This is a genomic window from Polynucleobacter nymphae, assembly GCF_018882155.1.
GTDB classification, from domain to species: Bacteria; Pseudomonadota; Gammaproteobacteria; order Burkholderiales; family Burkholderiaceae; genus Polynucleobacter; species Polynucleobacter nymphae.
Genome location: NZ_JACVPA010000001.1, coordinates 241,580 through 267,821 on the forward strand (window position 1 = coordinate 241,580; position 26,242 = coordinate 267,821).

At 44.5% G+C, this 26,242-nt stretch carries 34 protein-coding genes and 1 tRNA gene; 14 read left to right on the plus strand and 21 right to left on the minus strand.

The features are described from left to right. A complete protein-coding gene (locus tag ICN29_RS01220; protein ID WP_216128923.1) occupies positions 1–858 on the plus strand; it encodes an NRDE family protein in 858 nt (285 codons plus the stop codon). 3 nt (positions 859–861) lie between these two features. Here the strand turns inward: ICN29_RS01220 and ICN29_RS01225 are convergent, their stop codons facing one another. Beyond that, positions 862–1,353 carry a PaaI family thioesterase gene (locus tag ICN29_RS01225; protein ID WP_216128925.1) on the minus strand — a complete coding sequence of 164 codons (492 nt, stop codon included), beginning with the start codon at positions 1,351–1,353 and terminating at the stop codon, positions 862–864. 56 nt (positions 1,354–1,409) lie between these two features. On the opposite strand from ICN29_RS01225, the gene ICN29_RS01230 reads away from it, so the two are divergent. From ICN29_RS01230 to ICN29_RS01250, 5 genes are all read left to right on the plus strand, one after another. Beyond that, a complete protein-coding gene (locus ICN29_RS01230; protein ID WP_216128927.1) occupies positions 1,410–2,876 on the plus strand; it encodes a protein adenylyltransferase SelO in 1,467 nt (488 codons plus the stop codon). A gap of 34 nt (positions 2,877–2,910) precedes the next feature. Continuing rightward, a complete protein-coding gene (gene msrB, locus ICN29_RS01235) occupies positions 2,911–3,321 on the plus strand; it encodes a peptide-methionine (R)-S-oxide reductase MsrB (RefSeq protein ID WP_216128929.1) in 411 nt (136 codons plus the stop codon). A 39-nt stretch (positions 3,322–3,360) separates the two neighbouring features. Next, positions 3,361–3,909, plus strand: a complete 549-nt coding sequence (locus ICN29_RS01240) for a septation protein A (RefSeq protein WP_216128931.1) — start codon at positions 3,361–3,363, stop codon at positions 3,907–3,909. Next, the gene (locus tag ICN29_RS01245; protein ID WP_216128933.1) at positions 3,906–4,190 is read left to right on the plus strand and encodes a BolA family protein; all 285 of its coding nucleotides are present in this window, start codon (positions 3,906–3,908) and stop codon (positions 4,188–4,190) included. Before ICN29_RS01240 ends, ICN29_RS01245 begins: the two co-directional genes overlap by 4 nt. 72 nt (positions 4,191–4,262) lie before the next feature. After that, positions 4,263–5,054, plus strand: a complete 792-nt coding sequence (locus tag ICN29_RS01250) for a peptidylprolyl isomerase (RefSeq protein ID WP_216128935.1) — start codon at positions 4,263–4,265, stop codon at positions 5,052–5,054. 13 nt (positions 5,055–5,067) lie between these two features. Here the strand turns inward: ICN29_RS01250 and ICN29_RS01255 are convergent, their stop codons facing one another. The 4 genes from ICN29_RS01255 to ICN29_RS01270 all read right to left on the minus strand — a co-directional run bounded on the left by ICN29_RS01255 (position 5,068) and on the right by ICN29_RS01270 (position 8,799). Then, on the minus strand, positions 5,068–6,225 hold the full coding sequence (locus ICN29_RS01255) for an MFS transporter (protein ID WP_216128937.1): 1,158 nt from the start codon (positions 6,223–6,225) through the stop codon (positions 5,068–5,070). Between the two features lie 13 nt (positions 6,226–6,238). Further along, positions 6,239–7,354 (minus strand): chorismate synthase, encoded by a 1,116-nt coding sequence (aroC, locus tag ICN29_RS01260; protein ID WP_216128939.1) that lies wholly within the window; start codon positions 7,352–7,354, stop codon positions 6,239–6,241. Between the two features lie 53 nt (positions 7,355–7,407). Next, positions 7,408–7,863 (minus strand): CBS domain-containing protein, encoded by a 456-nt coding sequence (locus tag ICN29_RS01265; protein ID WP_216128941.1) that lies wholly within the window; start codon positions 7,861–7,863, stop codon positions 7,408–7,410. An 87-nt stretch (positions 7,864–7,950) separates the two neighbouring features. Beyond that, positions 7,951–8,799, minus strand: a complete 849-nt coding sequence (locus ICN29_RS01270; protein WP_216128944.1) for a YihY family inner membrane protein — start codon at positions 8,797–8,799, stop codon at positions 7,951–7,953. 19 nt (positions 8,800–8,818) lie between these two features. Here ICN29_RS01270 and wrbA point away from each other — a divergent pair, with 19 nt between their 5' ends. From wrbA to ICN29_RS01290, 4 genes are all read left to right on the plus strand, one after another. Continuing rightward, on the plus strand, positions 8,819–9,424 hold the full coding sequence (gene wrbA, locus ICN29_RS01275; protein WP_216128946.1) for an NAD(P)H:quinone oxidoreductase: 606 nt from the start codon (positions 8,819–8,821) through the stop codon (positions 9,422–9,424). A 5-nt stretch (positions 9,425–9,429) separates the two neighbouring features. Further along, complete coding sequence (locus ICN29_RS01280; protein ID WP_216128948.1) at positions 9,430–9,819, plus strand: DUF2069 domain-containing protein; 390 nt, start codon at positions 9,430–9,432, stop codon at positions 9,817–9,819. After that, a complete protein-coding gene (locus ICN29_RS01285) occupies positions 9,819–11,237 on the plus strand; it encodes an FAD-binding oxidoreductase (protein WP_216128950.1) in 1,419 nt (472 codons plus the stop codon). The genes ICN29_RS01280 and ICN29_RS01285 overlap by 1 nt, the downstream gene beginning before the upstream one ends. Before the next feature lie 104 nt (positions 11,238–11,341). Continuing rightward, positions 11,342–11,527: a hypothetical protein gene (locus tag ICN29_RS01290; RefSeq protein WP_216128952.1), complete on the plus strand. Its 186-nt coding sequence runs from the start codon at positions 11,342–11,344 to the stop codon at positions 11,525–11,527. 70 nt (positions 11,528–11,597) lie between these two features. Here ICN29_RS01290 and ICN29_RS01295 read toward each other — a convergent pair whose 3' ends face one another. From ICN29_RS01295 to ICN29_RS01330, 8 genes are all read right to left on the minus strand, one after another. Further along, positions 11,598–12,092: a sulfurtransferase gene (locus ICN29_RS01295; protein ID WP_216128954.1), complete on the minus strand. Its 495-nt coding sequence runs from the start codon at positions 12,090–12,092 to the stop codon at positions 11,598–11,600. A gap of 99 nt (positions 12,093–12,191) precedes the next feature. After that, a complete protein-coding gene (locus ICN29_RS01300) occupies positions 12,192–12,599 on the minus strand; it encodes a rhodanese-like domain-containing protein (RefSeq protein WP_216128956.1) in 408 nt (135 codons plus the stop codon). An 11-nt stretch (positions 12,600–12,610) separates the two neighbouring features. Next, positions 12,611–13,510 (minus strand): alpha/beta fold hydrolase, encoded by a 900-nt coding sequence (locus tag ICN29_RS01305; RefSeq protein WP_216128958.1) that lies wholly within the window; start codon positions 13,508–13,510, stop codon positions 12,611–12,613. Positions 13,511–13,566: 56 nt separating this feature from the next. After that, the gene (locus tag ICN29_RS01310) at positions 13,567–13,827 is read right to left on the minus strand and encodes an EF-hand domain-containing protein (RefSeq protein WP_216128960.1); all 261 of its coding nucleotides are present in this window, start codon (positions 13,825–13,827) and stop codon (positions 13,567–13,569) included. Between the two features lie 9 nt (positions 13,828–13,836). Next, positions 13,837–14,520, minus strand: a complete 684-nt coding sequence (locus tag ICN29_RS01315; RefSeq protein WP_216128962.1) for a DUF3313 domain-containing protein — start codon at positions 14,518–14,520, stop codon at positions 13,837–13,839. Between the two features lie 72 nt (positions 14,521–14,592). Next, entirely contained in the window at positions 14,593–14,964 is a 372-nt protein-coding gene (locus ICN29_RS01320; protein ID WP_216128964.1) for a hypothetical protein, read from the minus strand. A gap of 194 nt (positions 14,965–15,158) precedes the next feature. Then, positions 15,159–15,404, minus strand: coding sequence for a penta-EF hand family protein (locus tag ICN29_RS01325; protein ID WP_216128966.1), 246 nt, complete (start codon positions 15,402–15,404; stop codon positions 15,159–15,161). A 288-nt stretch (positions 15,405–15,692) separates the two neighbouring features. Then, a complete protein-coding gene (locus ICN29_RS01330; protein WP_216128968.1) occupies positions 15,693–16,736 on the minus strand; it encodes an alpha/beta hydrolase in 1,044 nt (347 codons plus the stop codon). A 140-nt stretch (positions 16,737–16,876) separates the two neighbouring features. On the opposite strand from ICN29_RS01330, the gene trhP reads away from it, so the two are divergent. The 4 genes from trhP to ICN29_RS01350 all read left to right on the plus strand — a co-directional run bounded on the left by trhP (position 16,877) and on the right by ICN29_RS01350 (position 21,456). Beyond that, positions 16,877–18,196, plus strand: coding sequence for a prephenate-dependent tRNA uridine(34) hydroxylase TrhP (gene trhP / locus ICN29_RS01335; protein WP_216128970.1), 1,320 nt, complete (start codon positions 16,877–16,879; stop codon positions 18,194–18,196). A 3-nt stretch (positions 18,197–18,199) separates the two neighbouring features. Further along, the gene (locus ICN29_RS01340; RefSeq protein WP_216128972.1) at positions 18,200–18,739 is read left to right on the plus strand and encodes a hypothetical protein; all 540 of its coding nucleotides are present in this window, start codon (positions 18,200–18,202) and stop codon (positions 18,737–18,739) included. Continuing rightward, positions 18,711–19,637, plus strand: coding sequence for a transporter (locus tag ICN29_RS01345; protein ID WP_216128975.1), 927 nt, complete (start codon positions 18,711–18,713; stop codon positions 19,635–19,637). The genes ICN29_RS01340 and ICN29_RS01345 overlap by 29 nt, the downstream gene beginning before the upstream one ends. Positions 19,638–19,710: 73 nt before the next feature. Continuing rightward, on the plus strand, positions 19,711–21,456 hold the full coding sequence (locus ICN29_RS01350; RefSeq protein ID WP_216128977.1) for an IlvD/Edd family dehydratase: 1,746 nt from the start codon (positions 19,711–19,713) through the stop codon (positions 21,454–21,456). Positions 21,457–21,470: 14 nt separating this feature from the next. Here ICN29_RS01350 and ICN29_RS01355 read toward each other — a convergent pair whose 3' ends face one another. The 8 genes from ICN29_RS01355 to ICN29_RS01390 form a co-directional block, all read right to left on the minus strand. Continuing rightward, positions 21,471–23,147, minus strand: coding sequence for an AMP-binding protein (locus ICN29_RS01355; RefSeq protein ID WP_216128979.1), 1,677 nt, complete (start codon positions 23,145–23,147; stop codon positions 21,471–21,473). Positions 23,148–23,172: 25 nt separating this feature from the next. Beyond that, a complete protein-coding gene (locus tag ICN29_RS01360; RefSeq protein WP_216128981.1) occupies positions 23,173–23,454 on the minus strand; it encodes a YqjK family protein in 282 nt (93 codons plus the stop codon). Further along, entirely contained in the window at positions 23,451–23,819 is a 369-nt protein-coding gene (locus ICN29_RS01365; RefSeq protein WP_216128983.1) for a phage holin family protein, read from the minus strand. Before ICN29_RS01365 ends, ICN29_RS01360 begins: the two co-directional genes overlap by 4 nt. 6 nt (positions 23,820–23,825) lie before the next feature. Then, positions 23,826–24,161, minus strand: coding sequence for an ElaB/YgaM/YqjD family protein (locus ICN29_RS01370; protein WP_216128985.1), 336 nt, complete (start codon positions 24,159–24,161; stop codon positions 23,826–23,828). Between the two features lie 32 nt (positions 24,162–24,193). Then, positions 24,194–24,610 carry a Smr/MutS family protein gene (locus tag ICN29_RS01375; protein WP_255538011.1) on the minus strand — a complete coding sequence of 139 codons (417 nt, stop codon included), beginning with the start codon at positions 24,608–24,610 and terminating at the stop codon, positions 24,194–24,196. 72 nt (positions 24,611–24,682) lie between these two features. Then, on the minus strand, positions 24,683–24,982 hold the full coding sequence (locus ICN29_RS01380) for a VWA domain-containing protein (protein ID WP_216128988.1): 300 nt from the start codon (positions 24,980–24,982) through the stop codon (positions 24,683–24,685). A gap of 350 nt (positions 24,983–25,332) precedes the next feature. Beyond that, the gene (locus ICN29_RS01385) at positions 25,333–25,908 is read right to left on the minus strand and encodes a phasin family protein (protein WP_216128989.1); all 576 of its coding nucleotides are present in this window, start codon (positions 25,906–25,908) and stop codon (positions 25,333–25,335) included. A gap of 177 nt (positions 25,909–26,085) precedes the next feature. Beyond that, a tRNA-Ser gene (locus tag ICN29_RS01390) sits at positions 26,086–26,180 on the minus strand. Positions 26,181–26,242: the final 62 nt, after the last annotated feature.

The following is a 26,242-nucleotide window of genomic DNA, read 5'->3' on the forward strand; positions in this document are numbered from 1 at the left end:
ATGTGCCTGATCCTCTTCGCCTGGAAATCACACCCTGACTACCCTTTGGTGGTTGCAGCTAATCGCGATGAGTTTTATGAACGCGATACTAAAGGTATCTCTTGGTGGGATGAGCACCCACATGTTTTAGCTGGCAGAGATCGCGCTGATGTTTTAGGAAGTCCAGGAACATGGCTAGGCTTTACTAAGACCGGTAAATTTGCCGCCCTCACGAATGTCAGAGCGCCCAGCGAAAAAAATCCTGACTCAAGAACACGCGGCGAACTCTCCTTAATGTATCTTTCTAGCAACGAGCGTCCTGCTAACTTCATTCAGGAGAATGTGAAGCGCTTTCAAAATTACAATGGCTTTAATCTTTTGATGGCTGATCTGAGCAATCCTGAGAATGCAGAGATGCATTGGGTGAGTAATCGCATGATGATGGGCCAAAACATTCGCCCCCGCAAAGTCTTTCCTCATCAACCCTTGGATGCTGGTGTTTATGGGCTTTCCAACGCGATGTTAGATACGCCATGGCCAAAGGTAAACCACCGCGTAGCCGCCTTTGCACAAACACTTGCCATGGATAGTGGCCAACTGAAGAATGCAGATCACTATTTAAAACTGTTAGCTGATACACATCACGCGAGTGACCATGAGCTACCGAATACAGGCGTTAGTCGAGAATGGGAAAAAGCATTGTCCCCCGCATTCATTAAAACGGATACCTATGGCACGCGCTCAAGTACTGTGCTCAGGGTACGCAAAGATGGTCAATTTGAGATGGTAGAACGCCGTTTTGATGCCACTGGTACGGTTGGCCATGATGTGATTACCGGTGCACTGAGTGCTGCGCCCGGCTCTAATCTTTCGGTTTAATGCTTAATCGTTTGTCTCGCCACGCAGGTCATCGTTAACTACACGATTGCCATCGGCATTGCGAGTTGCTAAGCGCTTTAGGTATTGAAATGTTCCTGTCGCCATACAGCAGACTTCACCCTGATCGTTATAAAGCTTAGCTTCACAGAAGGCCATGGTGGCCGTAGTACGCACGGTATCGGCTTTGACACGTAAAACCCCATTTGCAGCTTGCATAAAGTTGTTTTTTAATTCTATTGTGACAACACTTCGATCACCAGGATCAGCAGATCTAGCTGCCACAGCCATCGCCACATCCATTAATGTTAGAAGTACACCGCCATGGGCAACTGCCCAGGTATTAGTGTGCTCAGGCTTTAGAGCTAGCAAGATCTCCCCTTTACCCATTTCTGCGCTCAAGAAGCGGACACCGAGCAATTTCAAAAACGGGACATTGAGTTCTTCACCCAAATTGGCAAGCTGAGTTTGTGGATTTATCTGGACTTGTTTATTCATAGCCTAATTTTAGTGGCTCAAACGCTATTTGGGAAATCCCCCTAGAATAGTTCTTTATGGCCTTTACTTTAAGCGGCGACGACGCCATCCAAGAACTACAACCAAGCCCTATTCCAGAGCCTTACTGGGTAGCTTTTTCATCAGCGGCAGCAACATTGCTCAACATACCGTTAAAGAGTGATGGGTATCCGCAAGATGACGCTTGGCTGAATGTTTTGGCTGGAAATAGCTTAGAGACCCAATCCCAGAAATTTTCCAATCCAATCGCTACCGTTTACAGCGGTCATCAATTTGGAGTGTGGGCTGGACAACTAGGCGATGGCAGAGCAATTCTCTTAGGCGATATCGCTGGCCAAGAATTACAACTAAAGGGAGCCGGTAAAACACGCTACTCCCGTATGGGTGATGGTAGAGCTGTTCTACGCTCCTCTATCCGTGAATTTTTATGCAGTGAAGCCATGTACGCCTTAGGCATACCCACCAGCAGAGCTTTATCCGTTGTCGGCTCTCACTTGCCAGTTCTACGAGAGTCCCTGGAAACCGCTGCAGTATGCTCCCGTTTAGCACCAAGTTTTATACGTGTTGGTCACTTTGAACATTTTGCTTCAACCCAAAATATCGTTCGACTAAAAGAACTTGCTGATTTATTAATCGACCATCACTATCCAGAATGTCGCAACAATAAAAATCCGTATTTAGATCTGTTTCATAAAATATCTGAACGTAATGCAAAGCTTGTTGCCCAGTGGCAAGCCGTCGGCTTTTGTCATGGGGTTCTCAATAGCGATAACATCAGCGTATTAGGCCTGACAATTGACTATGGCCCCTTTGGCTTTCTGGATCAATTTCAAGTCGACCATATTTGCAATCATAGTGATCACGGTGGGCGCTATGCCTATCAACGCCAACCCCAAATCATGCATTGGAATATGGCCTGCTTAGCAAGCGCTTTTATTCCTTTGCTGGAATTAGATCATTCTGAAGTAGAAGCCCAAACGCTGCTGACTAGCGCTCTCAGTGAATTTCCAACCATCTATGGAGAAACTTGGTTAACTCTATTTAGGCAAAAGCTGGGTCTTAGTGCCGAACATGATGACGATATGGATTTGATTGAACGACTGCTCCAAGTAATGCATGACTCGAAGATCGATTTTACGTCGCTCTTTCGGGGTCTAGCAGACATCAATACGAATGCTTCTGTCAGCAAAATTACATTGCGCAATGACTTCATTGATCGGGATGCCATTGATCAATGGCTTGGCGATTACATTACTCGTTTAAAGACAGAGTCTAGCGTTGATGCTGATCGAAAAGTTGCTATGAATGCGGTTAACCCTAAATATATATTACGCAATCATCTAGCCCAAGCCGCTATTGAGAAGGCGCAGAGGAAAGACTTTTCTGAAGTGGCTAAACTCTTAAGTATTTTAGAAAGGCCTTTTGATGAACAAGATCAATATCAAGAGTATGCAGCTCCCCCTCCTCCAGATTTAGAATCCATCGAAGTTAGCTGCTCTTCTTAGCGCCTCATTACGTATTTAATTCCAGGGAGTTATCGTGAAAAAAACAAATCCAGAATACAAAAAAATGCTCAGTGATATCGAGTATCGCGTTACTAGAGAAGCTGCGACTGAAAGACCCTTTACTGGAAAGTATTGGGATCATTGGGACAAGGGCAGATATACCTGTGTTTGCTGCAATACCCCCCTCTTTCTCTCGGAGACGAAATTTGATGCTGGCTGTGGATGGCCTAGCTATAACAAGCCAGAAGAAGAATCGGCTATTAAGGAAATTAAAGATGTCAGCCACGGTATGGTTCGGACTGAAGTACGTTGCGCCAACTGCGATGCCCATTTAGGCCATGTCTTTGATGACGGCCCAAACCCCACTGGTTTACGCTATTGCATCAATTCTGCATCTTTGAGTTTTGAGCCTAGCTCCAATGCAAAGCCTAGCAACGAGTCTTAAAAATAGGGCTTAGATATTAAATAGCTGATAATCCCTCTTATGAAATTTTTATTCGATCTATTCCCTATCATTCTGTTTTTTATCGCCTTCAAATTTGGCGATATCTATACCGCAACGATTGTTGCCATGGTTGCAACCATTGGACAAATTCTGTGGGTTTACTATCGCCACCGCAAGATCGATGCCATGCAGTGGATTAGCTTGGTAATGATTCTGGTATTTGGCAGCTTGACCATTTTTTTGCATGACAAGACCTTTATTCAGCTAAAACCCACAGCGCTTTACTGGCTATTTTCAGGGGCTTTATTTATTAGCGCCCAATTTTTTAGCAAAAATTGGATACAAGTCCTCATGGGCAAGCAGGTGAGCCTCAAGGCAGAAAACTCACATTCTGTTTGGCATCGCCTGAATATGGCTTGGGCTGCCTTCTTCTTTTTAATGGGTGTACTTAATCTCTATATCGCTTTTGAATACTCAGAAGAAACTTGGGTTAATTTCAAACTCTTTGGCAGTACAGGCTTACTAGTAGCCTTTGTGATTATTCAAGGTGTTTGGTTGTCACGTCATATGGAGCATCCTACTGAATGAGTATTAACCAAGCCCGCATTGCACTATTTGAGCAAGATCTACATAAAGCATTTGTAATTGATCATCTTCAGATTGAAGATGAAAGTCATCTGCATGCTGGCCATGCTGGCGCAGCTAGTGGCGGCGGTCACTTTAAGCTAACTATTGTTGCCCCAGAATTTAAAGGCTTAAGCTTAGTAGCAAGACATCGTGCGATCTATGCTGCCCTATATCGGCATATCCCAAAAGAGATTCACGCCCTAACCATTAATGCCATAGCGCCTGGAGAAGCTGGTTCTTAAGGCTGCTTTACACTAGCGGCTAGCCCCTAATTCCCCATCATTTTGACCCTTTATTCTATTAATCCACCCACTATGTTGAAACTACAAGCATTACTTACTAGCAGTCTGTTTGCTATCCTCTTATCAGCCAATGCAGTTGCCCAGAACGCCGTGATCGTGAATGGAAAAGCGATCCCCAAGTCTCAATTAGATAAGTTGGTGGAAAAAACTGGCAAGTCAGACAACCTTCAAGTACGCGATCAAGCCCGCGAGATGTTGATAACACGAGAATTGGTTTTGCAAGAAGCTGATAAACGTGGAGTCATTCAAAAAGAATCAGTACGCGAGCAATTAGAGCAATCTCGTGTGGGAGTTTTAGTGGCGGCCGTCTTTGAGGACTATGTAGAGCGTGAAGGCGTCTCTGATGCAGAACTGAAAGCTGCCTATGAAAACGTGAAAGATGAATACTCCGGTAAGGAATACCACGTTGAGCATATTTTGGTGGATAAAGAAGCAGATGCAAAAGCAATCATTGCTCAGCTTAAAGCTGGCGCTAATTTTGAAGATATAGCCAAAGCTAAATCTAAAGATCCTGGCTCAGCTAAGAACGGCGGAGACCTAGGATGGGTTTCTGATAAATCCCTGGTTCCTGAGTTTTCAAAAGCAATGGTGCAGTTAAAGACTGGGCAAATTACCGATAAGCCCGTTAAATCTCAATTCGGATATCACATTATTAAAGTGGTAGATTCTCGTGAGGCTAAGGCCCCAAGCTTGGATGAGATGAAAGATCAGTTAAAGCAAATGATCATGGCTGATCAAAATTGGCAAAAAGCAAAGTTTTCAGAAATGATGCAAAAACTTCGTGCTAAGGCAAAGATTCAGTAGGCAATATTTTGCTTTATTGATTAGGGTAGCGGCGTGGTCTCAGTTTTTGAATTGCCATACCAGCTAAGCCGCAGGCAAATGCAGACATCACAAATACATCACGTGGTTGGGATAACTCCCAAATCCAGCCGGCACACAATCCGCCTAATGTACCTCCTAGGCCATAAGATACGGTAGCCATCAGGGCCTGCCCTCTAGCTTGTAAGGGGCCTGTAAACCAGCGCTGTAGCAATTTGGTTGCCGCACTATGATGGGCTGCAAATGTACCGGCATGCAGCACTTGTGCAAAGATGAGAACAGATGTGATTGGCAGAAATGCAATCAGAATAAAGCGCACTACCCCAACTCCAAAAGCTGCTTGAAGCACAACCTCGGCATCTAGGCGACTAAGCACTTTACTTTGGAAGTAAAAGAAAATTACTTCAGCAAATACACCTAAGGCCCAGAAGAGTCCGATCTGAAGCTTATCGTAACCAAGATTGGCAAGATATAGAGAATAAAAAACATATAAGGCTGCGTGCGCAAACACCATAAAGAAACCAGAGATTAAAAACCAGCGAACATCGGGGTTCAATAGCACAACCAATAATTCACCTTTCACCATTTTTCGACGCTCCATCCTAGGCTCATGCAGCAGGAACGTGACCAAGGCTAATGCCATTAAAACAATTGCGCCTACAGCAGGATAAAGCTCTATCGATTTACGTTGAAAGAGCTCCCCAGCAGTAAGCACCATAAAAATAAAGCCCAGAGAGCCCCAAAGACGAAGGCGCCCATAGCGTTTATCAAACGAGTTGTCTTTAAATAAAGCATGAACGGTTGCAGATTCTCCAAGAGGCATAAGGCTGCTGAGGATGGTATGGAGCACAAACATCCAAATAAAAAAGCTCAGATAGCTTTGCAAAAAGTAAATGGATAAAAAAACGAGTGCGGCAAGGCAAGCACAAAAGCGAATAATCCCAACGCGATTAGATAAAAAGTCGGAGAGCCAGCCCCAAGAGAATGGTCCGATAATGCGGGTAATCTGCAACATGGACATCAAGATTGCAATCTCAATAACGCTAAAGCCACGATCTAAAAAGAAAAGGCTAGCGTATGGTGAGACTAGACCAACGTAAGCAAAATATAAAAAGAAAAAGGACCCGAAGGCCCAGCGCAGAGAAGGCGTCATCTAATCACATTCATCAATCTGCTTCTGACCCCGGGCGAGACGCAGGAATAGGTTTAACAGTCACCTTGACATCTGCACATTGAGCGCGATGACGCAATGCATGATCCATCACTACCAAGGCTAACATCGCCTCAGCAATTGGTGTGGCACGAATCCCAACACAAGGATCATGACGACCTTTAGTTTGTACAGTAATTGATTTCCCATCTAAGTCGATGGATTGCTTTGGACTCAAGATGCTAGAAGTGGGTTTAATAGCAATCGAAACACGTAAATCTTGACCACTACTAATGCCGCCCAAGGTACCGCCAGCATGATTACTAGCAAATCCATCAGGATGCATTTCATCGCCATGCTCGCTACCACGCTGAGCAACTGATTTAAAGCCAGCGCCAATCTCAACGCCTTTAACAGCATTGATGCCCATCATCGCATGCGCAATATCTGCATCCAATTTATCAAAGAGAGGTTCGCCTAAGCCAATAGGAACATGACGTGCACGTACCTCAATGCGAGCACCGCAAGAGTCCCCTGCTTTACGCAGCTCGTCCATATAGGACTCAAGCTGAGGAATGATGTCAGCGTTGGCAGCAAAAAATGGATTCTTCTCAACTTGAGAAAGATCCTTAAATGGGATTTCTATTGTGCCCAGTTGGCTCATGTAGCCATAAAACTGCGTGCCATATTGCTCATGCAGCCATTTTTTTGCAATCGCTGCTGCAGCAACTACGGGCGCAGTTAGGCGCGCAGACGATCGACCACCGCCACGGGGATCGCGAAAACCATACTTATGGTGATAAGCATAATCAGCATGGCCTGGACGAAATGTTTGCAAGATATCGCTGTAGTCTTTGCTACGTTGATCAGTATTGCGTATGAGCAGGCCTATTGGCGCTCCTGTCGTCTTGCCCTCGAAGACACCAGACAGAATCTCAACACGATCTTCTTCTTTGCGTTGGGTAACGTGGCGGGATGTACCTGGCTTACGGCGATCTAGGTCTAGTTGCAGATCCGCCTCAGATAACAACATACCTGGCGGGCAGCCATCTACTACCGCCCCGATAGCGGGACCGTGAGATTCACCAAAAGTGGTGACAGTAAAGAGGAGGCCTAAAGTATTTCCTGACATAACTACATTATGTCATTTGTCAGGAATATCGGGTTAAAACAAGCAGTTAGAGGCTAGTTGCTAGCTTTTTCGGTGTCTTCTGGCCAATCACGAATATAGGCCTTGAGCATCGTATTTTCGAAGTCTTGTGCTTCAACTACAGATTTGGCAACATCATAAAAAGAGATTACGCCCATGAGCATTTTTTGATCCACCACAGGCAGGTAGCGTGCATGATCAACCAGCATCATGCGACGAACTTCATTAATCTCAGTTTCCATATTGCAAGTTAATGGCTTTTGATTCATGACGGCGCTTACTGGCAGACCATCTAACTTACCTTGGTGTGTTGCTAAAGCAGTAATCACTTCACGGAAAGTCAAAATACCGACTAGCTTGTCATACTGCATAACAACCAAGGAGCCTATGTCATGTTCACTCATCACCAATACTGCAGTTTGCAGCGCAGTCTCAGGGGCAACAGTAAATAAGGTGCCACCCTTTACACGCAATATGTCACGAACTTTCATCTAATCTCCAGAAGCAATACAAACAGAGTATTGATGGTTTCAATATATTCCCAAGAACCTATTCAATCAAGGGCGTAAGAGCCTCTTTTAGTAACGAATAACCCTAATGACCCCGCTACGGATATTGGGTAGATTGGCAACTAAGACTGCTCCAGCAAGGGTTATCCACCAGGTCATGTAAATCCAGAGCAGCCCCAAAGGGAAGATGGCAAAGGCGCCATAGACAGTTTTATAAAAAGCGGTGTTACTGAGAAAAATAGCGTAGCCAAACTTCATCAGCTCAAAACTGATAGCCGCAAATAAGGCCCCTGAGAAGGCGTCTGACCAAAGAATCTTGGAGTACGGTAGAACCTTATAAACGACGGTATAAACGGCGATTGCTAGAAAAATAGGCGCAACCGCTGCCATGATTCGAAAACCAAAAGAGATTGCTTTAATCCAACCCTCTGAAGCACTAAATAAAACGCCGCTCAAGTAAATGCCGATACCCAAAAGCACTGGACCTAAAAAAGTTGCCGCGCTATAAATAATTACCTTTTTAAATAGAGGGCGTCGTTCTTGCGCTTTAAATATTTGATTAAATGCTGCCTCGATCACTGCCAATGTCATGATGGTGGTAATGACTAAACCAATTAAGCCAAGGAAAGTTAAGCCTCGTGCTTTAGATGAAAACTGATCTAGGTAGGTATAGACCTGCTGATTTAAGCCGCCAGGCATAGAGGTATCTAGCAACCAAGTTCTGAAGGCATTTTTTACCTGGATGACGCTGGGTAGATAGCCAATTAAAATACTAGCAATGGTGAGCATTGGCACCAAAGATAAAGTAGTCGTAAATGCTAGACTAGCGGCAATCTGATTGAGATTGAGGCCGCGATTTTGCTCCCAGAGCTTTTTGCCCAGAGCAAGCCATAATTGGGGATTACGAATAAGGCGCATCGCCGTATCATAAGAGAATATGAGCCAACCCGAAATTTTAGTTTTGTACTACTCCTCTGCTGGTGCAACCAAGAATCTTGCACGCCTAATAGCTGAGGGCATAGAAAGCGTTCCCGGGGTGAGCGCGCGTCTCAGGACCGTACCTGAAGTCTCTGCAGTATGTGAGGCTACAGCAGCCGCAGTACCCAATGACGGCGCTCCCTATGCTGAATACTCGGACCTACAGGAATGTATTGGTTTGGCGCTAGGCTCCCCTACCCGCTTTGGCAATATGGCCGCCCCCATGAAATATTTTTGGGATGGCAGCTCATCCGAATGGCTCAACGGCGCATTAATTGGTAAACCAGCTTGCGTATTTACCAGCACTGGCAGCAATCATGGTGGACAAGAAAGCACACTACTGACCATGATGGTGCCTCTCTTGCATCACGGTATGTTGATTATGGGTATTCCATATAGCGAACCCGATTTAATGTCTACAAAAACGGGTGGTAGTCCCTATGGCGCGACTCACTCGGCACTCGGAGATATTCGAGCACCTATTAGCCCAGAAGAGCAACGTCTAGCAAAAGCTCAGGGTAAGCGCTTGGCAGAAACTGCACTCAAGCTTTTGCAGAAAAAATAATTGAGATGCTAAAAAAACTGCTTGAAAAGAATTCGTACCAACTACTGGCAACAGCAGCCTTTGTTGATTTATTTATTCTCTGTGTATGTTGGGAATGGTTTATTTCCCCGCTGCGCCCTGGTGGTTCATGGCTCATACTGAAAGGAATTCCTTTACTCTTTGCTATTCCAGGTTTATGGAAAGGCAAGGTCTACACGATGCAATGGGCTTCAATGTTAATTCTCCTGTATATCACCGAAGGTTTAGTGCGCATTCTGGAAACTGGTAGCAATTTTTGGATGGCTTTATTAGAGACCATCATTGCTACTATCGGCTTTGTTTGTTTACTTTGCTATTTAAAGCCAATCAAACAAGAAGCAAAAATCTTGGCCAAACAAAAAGCTCAGGCTAAATAATGATGACAGGCTTGATCGAACAATTGAGTGCGGCACTAGGTAAACAATACGTTCTTACTGAGGATCCGGATAAAGCCCCTTACCTCACTGATTGGCGCAAACGTTTCACTGGTAAAGCCTTAGCAGTCCTGCTACCTAAAACGACTGAAGAAGTCTCCACTATTGTGAAGCTTTGCGCTACTCATCATGTCGCAATCGTTCCGCAAGGTGGTCATACTGGTTTTTGTGGGGGCGCTACACCTGACAATACCGGTAAGCAAATCATTCTGAATCTCAAGCGCATGAATCAAATCCGTGAGATTGATACCGCCAACCAAACCATGACACTTGAAGCGGGATGTATATTGCAGGCCGCTCAAGAAAAAGCAGCGGCACAAGATTTTTTGTTTCCACTCAGTCTGGGTGCAGAAGGTAGCTGCATGATTGGTGGTAACTTAGCTACTAATGCCGGCGGCACAAATGTGCTGCGCTATGGCAATACCCGAGATCTTTGTTTAGGGCTTGAGGTCGTTACTGCTGGGGGCGAAATCTGGAATGGCATGAAGGGTTTGCGTAAAGACAATACTGGTTATGATTTGCGTGACCTTTTCATTGGCTCAGAAGGAACCCTAGGAATCATCACTGCAGCAGTTATGAAACTGTATCCATTGCCGATCTCTCAATGGACGACGCTGGTTGCCGCTGATAATATTGCATCAACTATTGCTCTGCTGACTTTATTTCAGAGACGCGCAACATCATTACTCACAGGCTTTGAAATGATGACGCAAGAATCATTAACCCTAAATGAAAAGCACTTTCCACAGATGGCTAATCCATTGAAAGGAAATCCACCCTTCACAGTGTTGATTGAGCTCTCCGATCATGAGAGTGAAGACCACGTTCGACAACTTCTAGAAACTATATTGGAGGAGGCTTTCACTGCGAATCTCATTAGCGACGCAGTAATCGCGAGTAACCTGAGTCAGGCAAATACGTTTTGGCATATGCGTGAGCACATTACCCTGGCACAAGCCCAAGAAGGCGCTAATCTGAAGCATGACATTACGATTCCCCTTTCCTCCTTAGATAGCTTTATTCTGGAAACTGACGCCCTCATAAGGAAAAACTACCCTGGGGTACGGATCATTAATTTTGGCCATTTGGGTGATGGCAATCTGCATTACAACATCGCCCCACCCCCAGGAGTTGACCACAAGATATTCAATCTAAAGCATGAAAAACCGATTCAGGAGCTCGTTTATGCCCAAGTTGAGCGTTGCCAAGGCTCGATATCTGCGGAGCATGGCGTTGGTCAGCTCAAAATAGGTGATTTAAGAGCCCATAAGGGTGAGGTAGCCCATGACCTGATGAAGAGCATAAAAATGGCCCTAGACCCCCAAAATATCCTCAATCCGCATAAAGTAGTCTCAATTTAAGGGCCTAAAACCCTTAATGCCCTTAAGATATTTGTTAAATATTTAGTAATTCTTGTCATCTCCACCCATTTCTGGTGCGTTGTATGCACATGGAGGTGACATATATGTCAACAAGACTCAAACGTTGGGCTCGTGCAATTCAACAAATCGACTTGTCCAAAAGGACGCCTGAGGTGGCTATTGGCTACTTGGACGATAAATATCGCGATATCGCTTGGCGTTACATTCGCATTCTAGGCTTTGAACGCACCATCAGCTTCATGGCTAGTAGCAACTTTCACCCAGAGTAAGTGTGAAGAAAAAACCCTAAATATCTGAATTATTTAGGGTTTTTTGTTTTAAAGCGGTTAGATTCAGAATTCAATTGCTTTTGGCCTTCAGCGCCTCTTCTAGCTGATTGATCTTATTTTGCATCGCACTTAACTTGGCATTTAGCGCCCCTACATTGAGGAAGGTCTCATCAGCAACCGGTGCTTTCAAGTTATTTCCCCATCCGAGCCAAGCTGAGTCATAAACCTTTACCTTTTTAAATCCCAGGTTTTTCAAGACAACTGCTGTTTCGGCAGCACGAACACCGCTTTGGCAATACACGACTGTTTCCTTATCTGGATCTAAGTTGGCATAGAGTTTTTTGAGGTCTGCCTCATTTTTGAGAGCCATGCCAGAATTGTCTGCAACCTGTTTCTTACCAAGCTTGATCGCCGTAGCAGGATCCTGCCAGTTATCTTCAAAGGGAATATTGATTGAGTTAGGAATATGACCCCCCCGAATAGCGCGGACGTCCTTGCCAGAATATTCATCAGGCGTCCTCACATCTAAAATCTGCACAGATTTAGATTGGGCAAGTTTAAGCATTTCTTCATTCGATACCACTAACTGAGTTTGAGGCACCAAGGTTACCGAGACAGGGGCAGAAGTTTGACGCTCCTTCTGAATGGGCAGCCCAGCAGATTTCTAACCGTCAAAGCCATCGTGATAAATCTGAGCCTGCTTGCCACCAAAATATTGAACGGTATACAGCCCAAAGTAGGCATAGGGATTGCCACGGGCGCCATAGACAACAATGTCTCGATTAACGCTCAAGCCAGCATCATTAAAGATCTTTTGGATCTTTTCAGTGGCTATGTAATCTTCTTTATTGGGGTCTCTGAGAACACTCCCCGCCTCACCAATATTGATTGCCCCTGGTATATGCCCTTCTAAAAAACTTTTTTCATCGCGCACATCCCAAACAATGGCTCCTCGAGCAATCGCTTGTCGAACTTGCTCCGTATTGAGAATGGCATCATTTTTCTGGGCATAGGCAGAGACAGAAATAAGTGCAGCGCCGATTAGGAATAGTTTTTTGATGGCTAGATTCATGAGAGATACTTTCAACTAGAAATAAAGAAGGCTCGAGCTTGCGCAATGAGTTCCGCTGGAAGCTCTTCTGGGATGTAGTGTCCACAAGGGACTGTCTGCCCAGACACCTCTTGGGCTACTGCTTGCCAGTCCTCTATAGGACGAAAACATTTATTGACTAAGCCATGCTCGCCCCATAGCACCCTTAATGGCATTGTGAGCTTCTTACCTAAAGCCCTATCAGCTCGATCATGTTCTAAATCAATGCTCGCAGCTGCACGGTAGTCTTCGCACATGGCATGCATACTCTGCGGATTACTTGCTCCTGCAAGATATTCAGCCCAGCGCTCAGGGGAAAATATGTCTGTGCCACCATGACGCCCCATATGCTTACTAAGCCAAAACTCAGGATTAGCACCAATTAAAGTTTCTGGAATAGGCTCTGGCTGAATCAAGAAGAACCAATGCCAATAACCTTTAGCAAACTCCATTGTGGTGTTGTCATACATTGTTAAGGTTGGGGAAATATCTAAGACCATCACACGTAAAACACTGTCTGGAAAATCCATTGCAAGGCGGTGAGAGACTCTGCCACCGCGATCATGCCCTAGTAAGAAAAATTGCTGATGACCCAATGCTCTCATGAGGGCATGTTGATCAGCTGCCATAGACTTCTTGGAGTAAGTTGAATGATCTTTTTTACCGTGGGGTTTGGATGACTCACCATAGCCGCGCAGGTCAGAAGCAATAGCAGTAAAGTTCTTGGCTAATTCAGAAGCAACATTTTCCCAAATGGCTTTAGTTTGCGGGAAACCATGGAGCAATAAAATGGGTGGGCCATTACCGCCGACTTGATAAGCAATCTCTATTGGGCCATCTTCAGATGAAACAGTAATGCTTTTAAGCTCAAAACCTTTAAATGCTACAGACATACAATATCCAATGTAAAAGAGCCTCCTAAGAGACTCTGTATTGAAATGAACCGAAATTAATTATCAGCAACCGCTTGAATCTCAGCAACCGTTAAATAACCCTTCTTAGAGGAATCGATATAGTCAAAATGGCTGAAGATACGAGGCATGCAACCCTTAGCCTCATCCCGAGTCAGTTTGCCGTCCTGATTAGTGTCGCATTTTGCAAAGCGTTCAGCAATTTCCTGATTACGAGATGCATTATTTGCAGATGCACTCATTGGCAAAGCAGACAATACGCAAGCAGCCAATATCAGAAGATTTTTAACAAAATGCATGAAGATCGCTTATTTACCAGTTGGACTTGGGTTTGCAGAAGTTTCCATTGAAGCCTTAACTGCTTTTTTTGTCATTGCTATAAATGAATCAACAGAGCCACTAGCAGTTCTAAATGATTCACCTTGAACAATCACTAAACCCTCACCCAAGAGCTTATTACTTTGGCTATCAGTAATCTTGCTTTCAATCACGAGGGCGGGAGTTTTTGAGTTCACACCCCCTGCAAAAGCCGCTGCATTGGCAGCTAATCCAATAGGTGTGAAGTTCCACGGCTTTAAATAATCATTTGAACTTTCAGCGCCGGTAATACCCACAGATATTCGAACAACACCTGGTCCTGGCTTAGTGACGATCTGCATACTGCCACGGGCATTCACTGTTTCCAACATAGAATCCTGCAAAGCTGATTTTGCTTTGGTAATAGATTCAGCACTGACATCTTTTGTGGCGTTTTGGTGTAGATAGATAGGCTCTAAAATCACTGCGGTGTAAGTGCCTGGGCTAACTCCGGAGATTCTGTACCTCCAAATGCGAGCATCAGGAACGCTGGTAGCCATTGGAACCAAGATTGAGTAGTCTGGCAAGAAACCAGACCTAGGCATGTTATCGGTTGTCAGTTTGGGAGCATTACTGCATGCAGCAAGCAACATAACTGCAATGATCGATGCAGTTACAAGATTCTTTTTCTTCATTTTTCTTCCCATATGGGTACTGCCTACATGCATTAAAGATTAATGGCACTAAACCATCATAACCAATAATGCTTAATCTAGGGGTGGGCAAGGCAGAATGCCACCGGTCTTCTGATGAATCGAAGGTTTGCAGTTAACTTGAACTGGCAATGATGGATTGGGCTGGGTTAATTGGGGTGTTGGGGTTTGTGCTGCAACAGGACTCGCTGCAGCTGTATTTGGAACCACTACTGCCTTGGCTTGGCTTGGCGCATCTAGCCCTGCTGCAAGATAAAAAGATTTATCACTGCCAGGGCATGGCATCAATGCTCCAGTTTTAGCGTTATAGACATCCTTGCATTGTGGGTTGGCTTCAAGTCGCGCCTCTAGTTTTGCTGTAGTACAGGATGATAGCGTGGTCAGTAAAAATACTAAAAAACTGGAAGTTTGGATTAATTTATTCATGCACTGATTCTATGGCAACTACGTAACTGAAGAATCAATTCGCAAATGATTTGTTGAGACTATCTGCACCAATATAGTACCCGCAGGGATCATTGGGAGCCCACCTTGCGTAGCATAAGCCCAGAAAGCACAATACCCGCCGAAGCGGGTATTGTGTAAATTCTATTCCCCTTATTTTTTATAGGGGGTAAGACTTAACCTGCGTTTGCAATCTCAATAGCTTCGATCTGACCGCTTTGGTCTTTGTCGAACATCTTCCATTGCGCATCAGTCATGCCGCATTTTTTTGCTTCATCTTTGGTGATAATTTTATCGCCGTTGATATCGCAAACAGCTAACTCTTTTGAGGAAATCTTACCGTCATTATTCGAGTCAAGCCCAGCTGCAACAGCGCCGAAAGACAAGAAAGATAGGGTAACTGCTGTAGCTAATAATTTCATATTTACTCCGTGTGTTATTGATCAATTTAAACAGAACTACGAAAAAAATTATATAACCTCTTTTTTTTATAGTAAACAAGCAAATATAGTAATAACCCTAGTTTTGGGGAAAAATATAGGCTAGATTGTCATAAGGACGTCAAAAACACCCTTTAGGAAGCGAATTTCGGCCTGTCCAGCACAATTTCAGGGTTTGGATAAGACCGCTGAAATAGCTGCCATTTAAGCCGCCATTACCTTAGTTTTAGAGTCTATCTGATAGACCCAGCGCTTGATTATTGGCAGATTTTATTTCTCTGGCTTGAAATTGCTATCTAAGAACTCTTGCACTCCCGCAAACATCAACATACGGTTCTTCTCCATGATGATGCTGTGTGTGCCTTCGCTGATTTGCAACATTATTTTGTATGGTGCATTTTCTAGCTTAGTGAAATATTCATACAACATGTAGCTAGGAAGGTCTGCATCCCACTCTGCATGAACGAGCATCACTGGAACACGGATATTTTTAGGTTCGTATAGCGGAATTCCGGCTGTCCAAAACTCACGTGCATCTTGAACCGTGCCGTTGGGGGCTCGAAGTTTTTTAGGTGTTTGAGACCTTCCCCATGGATCTGTATCAAAGGTTGCTTCTGCCCACTTCTCAAACCATCCTGGCGGAATTAACGTGGCTTTTGCACTTTCTGGAACACCAGTTAGCCAGCGATTTTTAGCATCAGCAATAGAGGCAACTCGATAGGCACCTAACTGACCACCTTTATCTGTTAGAGGAGCTCCGCCTTGACGAAGCCATTGTGGTGCATAGAGAATGAGTTTATTCACCTTCTCATTATTCTCAGTGGTGTACTTACCCATAATGGTCGTACCCCAAGACCAACCAAGTAGATTGATCTTATTCAGGTTGCGCTTTTTGAGGATGTAATCCACCGCGCTTGAAACATCCTTTACCGCTGTATCTGTTCTGACAATTGGAGGATTCTGATCAGCGGGCTGATCCATCTCGGGTGGGCGCGTAGATTTACCGTAGCCTCTTAAATCTACTAACCAGACGTCGTAACCTCTCGCTGCCATGTGTTCCATCCAAGAGGTCCCATTTAGGGATAAATCAAAAGCAGTTTCTGCAGGATAGGTAGAACCATGAACATAGAGCAAGGTTTTTTCAGCTGTGAATTTCTTCATACCAGCTAGGTGCTTATTACGAACATAGAGGTAAATGCCTGGGGTATCGCTTTGCACCATGAACTCGTTCATTTCAATCTTGCCTGCGGCAAACGCTTGGCCAAGGAATAAACAAGCAATGAGTACCACTAGTGAGCGTGCTATCAGTTTCACTTCGTCTCCTTATGGGCTAATGCCCTTATCTACATACTGTTTGGTCAATATAGCATTCGCCAGGATCTCCTGAGAGGGGAAATCCTGTTTTTTAGGTGTTTTTACTACTCATAGGCGCTAAGCGCTTTAAAATAAACCCTATGAACAAGATCCCAGAACTACTAGCCCCTGCCGGCAGCCTTTCCATGTTGCGCACTGCTTTCGAATTCGGAGCAGATGCCATTTATGCTGGTCAGCCTCGCTATTCCTTACGTGTTCGTAATAATGACTTCGGCAAAATTGAAGTACTCAAAGAAGGCATTGATGCTGCGCATGAGCTAGGCAAAAAGTTTTACTTGGTGTCTAACTTATTGCCGCATGGCGGAAAGACTCGCACCTATATTAAAGATATGTCGCCAGTAGTCAATTTAAAACCTGATGCGATCATCATGTCTGACCCTGGTCTGATCATGATGGCTAGAGAAGCTTGGCCAGATATGCCGATTCATTTATCTGTTCAAGCGAATACGGTCAATGGCGCTTCTGCTAAATTCTGGCGCTCTGTTGGTATTAGCCGAGTGATTTTGTCCCGTGAGCTCTCTTTTGATGAGATTGAAGAGGTTCGTCAAGATTGTCCTGAGATGGAGCTTGAGGTATTCGTTCATGGTGCTTTATGCATAGCGTATTCAGGGCGTTGCTTACTCTCAGGCTATATGTCTCATCGTGACTCTAACCAAGGCGCCTGCACCAATGCCTGTCGTTGGGATTACAAGGTCAAGCCTGGCCAACAAACTTCTAGTGGCGATGTCGTTCTCCTGCAAGAAGCTAAAAGGCCTGGTGAATTAATGCCGATGGAAGAAGATGAGCATGGCACCTACATCATGAATTCTAAAGATTTACGTGCTGTTGAACATATTGAAAGACTTACGAAGATGGGTGTCGACTCATTCAAGATCGAAGGTCGCACGAAGTCACCCTATTATGTTTCGCGAACCTGCCAAGCCTATCGCTCAGCTATTAATGATGCCGTTGCAGGAAAACCTTTTAATACAACCTTACTTGGCAATCTAGAAGGTCTTGCCAATCGCGGCTATACCGATGGTTTTTATGAGCGCCACCACGATAAGGATTACCAACTGTATATGAGGGGCTACTCCCTTTCAGGTAGAAGTTTGTACGTTGGCGAAACCCTCGATATTGATTCTGCTTCTGGTCGGGTCAAAGTAGATGTTAAAAACCGCTTTTCAGTTGGTGACAGGCTTGAAATAATCGAACCAGAAGGGAATCAAGACATTGTCTTAGATGCTATGTGGAATATGGGTGGTGAGCCCATTGATGTTGCTCCTGGTTCTGGTCACTTTGTATGGATCAAGCTACCACTCCACAGTAAACATGCATTTATTGCACGCTACACCAATGAACCAGCTCCTATAGAAACTACCTCCGCATGCTCTAGCGGTGAATCTTGCTGTAACGCTTAAATAATGAATGCTCCCGCAGGCAGCGAAAATCATTTGCCAGGAATTAAAAAGAAAATAAAGTCAGAGGCTGAGCAGGCATTAATTCTTACCGTTTATTTTGCTAGCTGGTTCTGCGCTCTTACGCTTTTAGCTGCCACGACTTTAGATAAACACCCTATTCCCTTATCTATGTTTGGGATTGCCATCATTAAGGCAGGTTTATGCGCTAAATTTATGTTGATAGCGCAAGCTATTTTTCCAATTAATGTCCAAAAATCCAATGGCATTATTAAATCTTTATTTCTGGAATCGATCTTGTACCTCTTGGTTGTTCTGGGTTTGAACTATATCGAAGCTGGAATCGAAGGCCTCATGCATGGAAAGAACTTTCTAGACTCCATGACTAGCTTTGGCCAAAAAAATCCTCTGCATATTTTGGCAATGTCTCTAGTTTATTGGTTGATAGTCTGGCCATACTTAGTATTAATTGGCATGAAATTGGCCTTAGGGACAAATGTAATTACAACTATTCTCTTTGGCAAAAAAAATTCTGTTGGCCAATAGCTTTTCTTGCTGGCGCTCTCTGCCTTCATTTTTCATAAAACTATTTTTGTTTTGCGCTCTTGGCTTTATCACTTGTCAGGTTCATGCTCAAGAAATTGAAGCCCGCGCTTATTCAAATGCACCGATTGATAGTAACTTTATTACAGGCGGTATTGCACAAGCCAAAAGTAGCACCTACACACTCACTACCGAAGTCATTAACTTAACTCATGTTTTAGATGTTGCAGGTCAATCTGGAAGACTCTCTCTAACACTTCCTTATGCGCAATTATCTGGCACAGGTAGTGTAAATGGCCAAGTGATCAATGCATCTGCTGAAGGTCTTTCAGATCCAATGATTAAAGCCTCAGTCAATTTATATGGTGCTCCCGCCCTCACGGAAAGTCAGTTCAAAAATTATCAACAAGATCTCATCATTGGCGCAAGCTTAGCCGCAACAATTCCTTGGGGTAAGTACAACAACGATCAAATGGTGAATATTGGTGGAAATCGCACAGTAATCCAACCCGGTATTGGCGCTTCACAAGCAGTTGGTCCATGGCGCTTAGAACTGGCTGGTATGGCATCGATCTATACCAGTAACGCTAGCTACATGGGCAATAACACCCTATCCCAAAACCCAGTGTATTCAACCGAAACGCATGTGATCTATTATTTCCCGAATACCGCCTGGATATCAGCTGATGCTACCTACTTCTTTGGTGGGCAAACCTATATCAATGGATCTACTATTAATGGCTCACAAGAAAGCTGGCGTTTTGGCAGCACGCTCTCGTATCCGATCGATAAGTACAACGCGATTCGATTGACTGGCAGTACCGGTGTCTACTCTAATACCAATACAAGCTATGACATGCTGGGGATATCTTGGCAATACCGCTGGGGCGGCGGCTTGTAAGCGGTTTAGTGCTTGCATGGCTACAATTAACCTTAAATAGCATTTATACAAATTATTCCTTACTAAGACCAATATGAGCACCAAGCCAACAGATCCTAAAACAGCACCTGAGACAGGTTTACGTAAGGGCTTAACAAGCTACGGCGATAAGGGCTTCTCATTATTTTTACGTAAAGCATTTATTAAGGGAGCTGGCTATACCAATAGCGCCTTAGATCGCCCTGTGATTGGAATTATTAATACCGGTAGCGCATACAACCCATGTCACGGAAATATGCCGCAGCTGCTTGAAGCAGTGAAGCGCGGCGTTATGCTTGCTGGTGGTTTGCCAATGGAATTTCCAACGATCTCGATTCATGAGAGCTTTGCTGCACCAACGAGTATGTATTTACGTAACCTCATGTCGATGGATACCGAAGAGATGTTGCGCGCACAACCGATGGATGCAGTGGTCATGATTGGTGGCTGTGACAAAACGGTTCCCGCGCAAATGATGGGCGCTGCTTCTGCAGGTTTGCCTGCTATCCAACTGATCACCGGCTCAATGCTCACTGGCTCACATCGGAGTGAGCGCGTTGGCGCCTGCACAGACTGTCGTCGTTACTGGGGTAAGTTTCGCGCGGGCGAGATTGATGAGCTTGAAAAAGATGAAGTCAATGATCAGCTAGTTGCAAGCGTAGGTACCTGCTCAGTCATGGGTACCGCAAGTACCATGGCCTGCATCTCTGAAGCCTTGGGGATGACTGTTCCTGGGGGCGCCACCCCACCAGCTGTGACTGCAGATCGCATTCGGGTTGCGGAAGAAACTGGTACATGTGCAGTGCAAATGGCTAAAGATGGCTTGAGCATTGACAAGATTTTGACGGCGGATGCCTTTGAAAATGCTATCCGAGTATTGTTAGCGATTGGCGGCTCTACTAATGGCATTGTCCACTTGACCGCAATTGCTGGTCGCATGGGTCTGGAGATTGATTTAGAGGCCTTAGACAAAATGGGCAATGAAACACCAGTACTCGTAGATCTCAAGCCCTCTGGCGATCATTACATGGAAAATTTCCATGATGCTGGTGGTATGACTACACTGCTTCGTGAGCTCAAGCCACTGCTAAAGCTGAATGCCATGACTGTTAGTGGCAGAACTCTCGGCGAAGAAATCGATGCAGCACCGCCAAGCTTTAAACAAGATGTAGTTCGCAAAATTGACAATCCAATTTACCCCCGCGGCAGTATTGCTGTTCTGCATGGCAATCTTGCTCCTGGCGGCGCAATCATTAAGCAATCAGCTGCCAACGAGAAGCTCATGGAGCATGAAGGTCGTGCGGTGGTATTTGAGAATGCCGAAGATCTTGCCAGTCGGATTGACAGCCCTGATTTAGATGTCACAGCGGATGATATTTTGGTACTCAAGAATATTGGACCTAAAGGTGCGCCAGGCATGCCTGAAGCAGGCTACATTCCTATTCCCATGAAATTAGCGCGCGCAGGTGTAAAAGACATTGTGCGTATCTCTGATGGGCGCATGAGTGGCACAGCATTTGGCACGATTGTGCTACACGTTACCCCTGAATCCGCTATTGGCGGGCCATTGGCTCAGGTTCGTAATGGTGATCGCATTCGCCTGAGTGTCAAAAATCGCGAGATTAGTCTACTGATTTCTGCTGAAGAGTTAGCCAAGCGCACTAAAGAAAATCCGATTACATCACCCACTGCTGAACGTGGCTATAAGAAACTATTCTTAGATACAGTGACACAGGCTGATCAAGGCGTTGACTTTGACTTCTTAAGGGCAGCCAAGATGGTTGGTAAAACTCCTCGCTAAGCTTTTTTGAAGGCTTATAAGTTTCTAAGCTCGCGACGTAAAATCTTACCGACATTTGATTTTGGGAGCTCATCGATAAAGACGACTTTCCGAGGACGTTTATAGCTGGTCATATGATCTTTGCAATATTGCAAGATATTTGCTTCAGTTAAATGATGGTTATCTCTCACTACGTAAGCTTTTACGATTTCTCCTAGCTTGCGGTGTGGCACCCCAATCACAGCACATTCTCTAATACCATCCATTTGCACTAAGTGATCTTCTACATCATTTGGAAACACTTTAAATCCTGCTACTACGATCATATCTTTCTTACGATCAACAATCTCTACGTAACCTTGATCAGTGATGAAGCCAATATCTCCTGACTTAAAGAAGCCGTCAGCTGTCATGCAATGGTTCGTTTCTTCCGGTTTATTCCAATAGCCCGCCATGACTTGTGGTCCTTGAATACAAATCTCTCCAGGGGTGCCATATGGCAGCTCTACCCCATCATCATCCAGAATGACAACATTGGTGCCGGGAATTGGCATGCCAATATGCCCTGTGAAATGCTTCTCTAATGGCGTATTTACACAGACAACTGGAGATGTCTCTGATAAACCATATCCCTGCGCAATAGGAACGCCTGTGAGTGCCTGCCAATGATCTGCTGTCTTCTTATGTACCGCCATGCCGCCGCCAATCGTGACTAATAAATTGGGTAGCTTTACCTTCTTAAACTCCGGTCGATGAATCAGCGCATGAAAGAGTGTGTTCACACCAGGAAATATGTTGATATTGGGATGCTTCATGAGCATTTTGATAAAACCAGTGATGTCACGTGGATTGGGGACAAGAACCAAGAGACTACCCTTAGCAATACCCAGCAAAGCACAAGCTGTCAAAGCAAAAATATGGGTCATTGGCAGTGCACACAAAAATACCAATTGCTGTTCTGATTTTTGCTTGAGGCCGGGATTTAACCAGCTCTCTATTTGCATCACATTTGCAAGAATATTGCGGTGTAGTAGTACTGCTCCCTTTGAAGTTCCAGTAGTGCCGCCGGTATATTGCAAAAAAGCAATATCCTCTAAACCAATCTTTGGTTTCTGAAAATGGTGCTCACTACCTTTCTGAAGTGCATCTTTGAAGCTAATGTGCGCAAACTCCCAGGCCGGGATTAGTTTTTTAATCTTTCTTGCTACCCAATTGATTAAATATCCTTTAAGGCCCATTAACTCACCCGGACTACTCACAATTACTTGGTGAATACCTGTTTGGGAGCTCACTACTTGATAGGTATGGGCAAAGTTCTCCATCACTACCAGCACAGCTGCTCCACTATCTGCTAGCTGGGCCTCAAGCTCACGCGCGGTGTAGAGCGGATTGATATTCACGACCACATAACCTGCACGCAGGGTGCCAATCATGGCTACAACATACTCGATCACATTGGGATACATCAACGCAACCCGTGCACCCTGCTCTAGATTAAGGGTTTGTAGATAAGAAGCAAAGTCTTTAGAAAATCTATCGACTTCCTTGTATGAGAAAAACTTTCCCATCGCCTCGACAGCTTTACGCTTTCCAAAGCGACTAAAGCACTCATCGAGAAATTCAGTTAAGGATGAATGACTCAGAGGCCCGATGTCATGGGGAACCCCTGCTGGGTAATTTTTTAGCCAAGGCTTGGAAGTATCTGGGGCCATATTTCTATCTAGCTCAACACTCGCCTTAAATCAGCTTCTTAGCGCTCTTTAAGAGTTTCATAGCGCCCCAACCTACGGCGAGTACCTTACTCGCTAATTTAGGCTTGTAATGAACTAGCGCTGCGAACGCACTGGTCCAGAGAATCGGATTGTTTTTTAAGAAATGAAAGGTATCAATACCTTTGTCTGCCCAAGAGAGCGGCTTTTCCCAGGCTTCAAAGTGTTCACTAAATGCCTGGCGCTCACGATTCGCCTGGGCTTTGAGCTCATGCTGGCGAAGCTCCAGGTCCTTTAATGCGCTGCTCATTTTGAGAGCGCCTCTCGATCTTTAGCAAGCTCAGCAATTGAAGCCTCAAATAATTTGGGCATGGTGCGCAATGATTGCATGATTAATAAGGCCAAAATTAGGCCAATAGCTAAGAAGGTGCCAGTCAGCAAACCAAGCGCCATCATCCGGTCAGACTCCCAGCTATAAATCACAATGAATAATGCCAACATCACCAGGCCAAAGAATAAGAAAAATAAGGCGCTGACAATCATTACCAGCAAACTAATTAATTTACTTCGAGCAATTTGCACATCAACTGAAATTAACTCTAGGCGCGTTTGTGCAATCGATGTACCAGTAGAGACAAGATTCTTAATGGAGGATAGTAAATTTTCTTGGGACATATAATCTTAGCGACGGCGAATCAATAAGCCGATTAATAATCCAAGTCCTGCAGCAACCCCTACCGCCTCCCAAGGACTACGATGGACAAAATCATCTGCACCTTGTGCAACCACTTTAGCTTTGTCTGTAATAACCCCTTCAAAACCAGAGATACTTTCTTTTGCACCCGCAATAGTTTCTAAAGCCTTGGATCGAATCGATCCAATAGCACCATCAGCATGGCCTTCAGTCGCCTGAATCAATGCCTCAGCATCAGCCATCAGCGCTTTGAATTCGCCAATGAGCTGGTCGGCTCCTGCTGTAGCTGCTTCTGAAGAAAATTCGGATTTCTTTGCTGTCATCGGAATGCTTTCCTGATTAAGATAGCCCTATTCTAAGCATTTCTATAGTGGGAGCCCAGTAATAACACTGTCATCCCAGCATTGCCTTCTTTGAAGCGCTTTAAATATCTTTTGAGGCCTGGACGGCGTTTTAGCAATGCCTGGTAAGGCTCGCTACCGTAAGCTACATTCTCGCCATAAAAGTATTCATCTACGCGGTCTGAATAACGGTTGTTATCCAGCGCATCATGAATCGCCCACTTGATGCGGCCACCCTCCCCACTGGATCCATAACCATGAATCAGGATGATGGCTTTAACTCCTAAGTCTAAGCATTTACGCAACTGCTCTGTTAACAACTCCAAAGCCTCCTCAACATGGGGGCTTCCTTGTTTTATATTGATCTCAATCGTGTCGGCGCTCAAGGTTGGTAACTGCTCAGAACCACAATGTGGACAGTGATTGAACAAGGCCCGTCCATTCCCACAATCAGGACACAGTGCAATAAAAGACACCCTTAAGACTCTAGAAGAACGCAGGGATTAAGAGCAATACTTACCCTCTAAGGTGGCGACATCTGTTGATTTGTCATCAATCATCAGGATTAAAGCTTTCTGCACTATCTCACGATTCTCAGGTGTCTTTAAGTGATTATTAATAAGACTAGAGACATCCTTTTTAATTGAGGTATTCCCGTAACGCAAGGCTTTTAAAGCTGAAACTGCCTGCGCAGAAATTTGGCATTGCTGATTTACTAACGCAGAAGAATCTGAAGGCATGGTATTAGCGTACGCAAATGCAGCAACAGAAATTGATACGACGGCTAGTAGACTCTTTTTCATCTTAGTTCCTTATTTTGTGACCACAGGTTGGGCAACAGCCCGAATCTTTTGCTTTCGATTTTCTGAGAGCGGCATACACACTGGATTCTGAAATCTCCATCTTCCTCGCTGCTTGCGCAGCACTTAAGCCCTTCCTTACCCACTCCAAGGCTTGATGTGTTTTTGGTACCTGTCTTTTCATTTCTTCTCCCAGTAAAGCTACTATACTACAGAAGTTGTGAAGTTGTGAGCTTTATTTATATAGGAAAACCCTAAGTAAGGGTTAAATAAAGGGACTTATAGAACTCGAAGGAAAGTAGGAAAGAAAAAAGCCGCCCGAAGGCGGCTTTGGAAATACTGGTGAAACTAAATTAAGCAGCTAATTTAGTAGCAGATTTCTTTGTTGATTTAGGTGCGTACTGACCTTGAATGTTTGCCAATGCAGCATCAACACTTTTCTCAAAGTTTGCGAAAGCATCAGTAGCTGAAGCGCGAACTTGGTCAAACTGTTGGAGTGAAGCATCAAATGCAGTGTGGAATGCTGATACAAAAGCCTCAGATCCAGCAGGTGCAGTCTTAGTAGACTCTTTAACAAACTTCACTAAATCATCACGTGCATCATCAATAGAAGCATCAATTACTTGAGCAACTTCTTTATTGCCATTGCGAACTACTTTGTTCACTTTAGCTTGATAAGCAGCAGCATATTTAGCGGCTTCTTGAGCAGCTTCTGGAGTAGCCAACTTAGTAAACTGTTGTGCATCTTTGATTGCTAACAACTGTGTGCTGGCATCTTGTGCAGCAGCCATTGCATCTTTAGCAGCAGCTTGGTTGATTTCTGCCAATTCTTGAGCACTTTCAACAGCTACTTGAGCCAAATGTTTTGCCTTCTCTACAGCTTTAGCTTGAGATTGAGCGATTTGATCGTTTAATTGAGTTTGGAACATGATTTATCCTTAATAAGTTAATTGGTTAAAATTTGTTGCGATGCATCATTCTAAACACAAATATGCTGTGGTGCAACATTTAGTTGTAAAAATACCAACAATTATTATTATTAAGGGGATTTAGGGCAACAAAAAACCCAGCAACTCATTGAATTTACTGGGTTTATTGAATATTACTGGCGGAGACGAGAGGATTCGAACCTCCGATCAGAGTTTTAGCCCCGATGCTCCCTTAGCAGGGGAGTGCCTTCGACCAGCTCGGCCACGTCTCCGTATTTCTAAGTCTTTACAACGACCCACAGTTTAACGGATTACTGTCTTACTGTGGTTTTAA

Bases quoted from the DNA above. Each gene is read 5' to 3' on its own strand.
- ICN29_RS01220 (WP_216128923.1), top strand. From the start codon at position 1: ATGTGCCTGATCCTCTTCGCCTGGAAATCACACCCTGACTACCCTTTG.
- ICN29_RS01225 (WP_216128925.1), bottom strand. From the start codon at position 1,353: ATGAATAAACAAGTCCAGATAAATCCACAAACTCAGCTTGCCAATTTG.
- ICN29_RS01230 (WP_216128927.1), top strand. From the start codon at position 1,410: ATGGCCTTTACTTTAAGCGGCGACGACGCCATCCAAGAACTACAACCA.
- ICN29_RS01240 (WP_216128931.1), top strand. From the start codon at position 3,361: ATGAAATTTTTATTCGATCTATTCCCTATCATTCTGTTTTTTATCGCC.
- ICN29_RS01245 (WP_216128933.1), top strand. From the start codon at position 3,906: ATGAGTATTAACCAAGCCCGCATTGCACTATTTGAGCAAGATCTACAT.
- ICN29_RS01250 (WP_216128935.1), top strand. From the start codon at position 4,263: ATGTTGAAACTACAAGCATTACTTACTAGCAGTCTGTTTGCTATCCTC.
- ICN29_RS01255 (WP_216128937.1), bottom strand. From the start codon at position 6,225: ATGACGCCTTCTCTGCGCTGGGCCTTCGGGTCCTTTTTCTTTTTATAT.
- aroC (WP_216128939.1), bottom strand. From the start codon at position 7,354: ATGTCAGGAAATACTTTAGGCCTCCTCTTTACTGTCACCACTTTTGGT.
- ICN29_RS01265 (WP_216128941.1), bottom strand. From the start codon at position 7,863: ATGAAAGTTCGTGACATATTGCGTGTAAAGGGTGGCACCTTATTTACT.
- ICN29_RS01270 (WP_216128944.1), bottom strand. From the start codon at position 8,799: ATGCGCCTTATTCGTAATCCCCAATTATGGCTTGCTCTGGGCAAAAAG.
- wrbA (WP_216128946.1), top strand. From the start codon at position 8,819: ATGAGCCAACCCGAAATTTTAGTTTTGTACTACTCCTCTGCTGGTGCA.
- ICN29_RS01280 (WP_216128948.1), top strand. From the start codon at position 9,430: ATGCTAAAAAAACTGCTTGAAAAGAATTCGTACCAACTACTGGCAACA.
- ICN29_RS01285 (WP_216128950.1), top strand. From the start codon at position 9,819: ATGATGACAGGCTTGATCGAACAATTGAGTGCGGCACTAGGTAAACAA.
- ICN29_RS01290 (WP_216128952.1), top strand. From the start codon at position 11,342: ATGTCAACAAGACTCAAACGTTGGGCTCGTGCAATTCAACAAATCGAC.
- ICN29_RS01295 (WP_216128954.1), bottom strand. From the start codon at position 12,092: ATGCTTAAACTTGCCCAATCTAAATCTGTGCAGATTTTAGATGTGAGG.
- ICN29_RS01300 (WP_216128956.1), bottom strand. From the start codon at position 12,599: ATGAATCTAGCCATCAAAAAACTATTCCTAATCGGCGCTGCACTTATT.
- ICN29_RS01305 (WP_216128958.1), bottom strand. From the start codon at position 13,510: ATGTCTGTAGCATTTAAAGGTTTTGAGCTTAAAAGCATTACTGTTTCA.
- ICN29_RS01310 (WP_216128960.1), bottom strand. From the start codon at position 13,827: ATGCATTTTGTTAAAAATCTTCTGATATTGGCTGCTTGCGTATTGTCT.
- ICN29_RS01315 (WP_216128962.1), bottom strand. From the start codon at position 14,520: ATGAAGAAAAAGAATCTTGTAACTGCATCGATCATTGCAGTTATGTTG.
- ICN29_RS01320 (WP_216128964.1), bottom strand. From the start codon at position 14,964: ATGAATAAATTAATCCAAACTTCCAGTTTTTTAGTATTTTTACTGACC.
- ICN29_RS01325 (WP_216128966.1), bottom strand. From the start codon at position 15,404: ATGAAATTATTAGCTACAGCAGTTACCCTATCTTTCTTGTCTTTCGGC.
- trhP (WP_216128970.1), top strand. From the start codon at position 16,877: ATGAACAAGATCCCAGAACTACTAGCCCCTGCCGGCAGCCTTTCCATG.
- ICN29_RS01340 (WP_216128972.1), top strand. From the start codon at position 18,200: ATGAATGCTCCCGCAGGCAGCGAAAATCATTTGCCAGGAATTAAAAAG.
- ICN29_RS01350 (WP_216128977.1), top strand. From the start codon at position 19,711: ATGAGCACCAAGCCAACAGATCCTAAAACAGCACCTGAGACAGGTTTA.
- ICN29_RS01355 (WP_216128979.1), bottom strand. From the start codon at position 23,147: ATGGCCCCAGATACTTCCAAGCCTTGGCTAAAAAATTACCCAGCAGGG.
- ICN29_RS01360 (WP_216128981.1), bottom strand. From the start codon at position 23,454: ATGAGCAGCGCATTAAAGGACCTGGAGCTTCGCCAGCATGAGCTCAAA.
- ICN29_RS01365 (WP_216128983.1), bottom strand. From the start codon at position 23,819: ATGTCCCAAGAAAATTTACTATCCTCCATTAAGAATCTTGTCTCTACT.
- ICN29_RS01370 (WP_216128985.1), bottom strand. From the start codon at position 24,161: ATGACAGCAAAGAAATCCGAATTTTCTTCAGAAGCAGCTACAGCAGGA.
- ICN29_RS01380 (WP_216128988.1), bottom strand. From the start codon at position 24,982: ATGAAAAAGAGTCTACTAGCCGTCGTATCAATTTCTGTTGCTGCATTT.
- ICN29_RS01385 (WP_216128989.1), bottom strand. From the start codon at position 25,908: ATGTTCCAAACTCAATTAAACGATCAAATCGCTCAATCTCAAGCTAAA.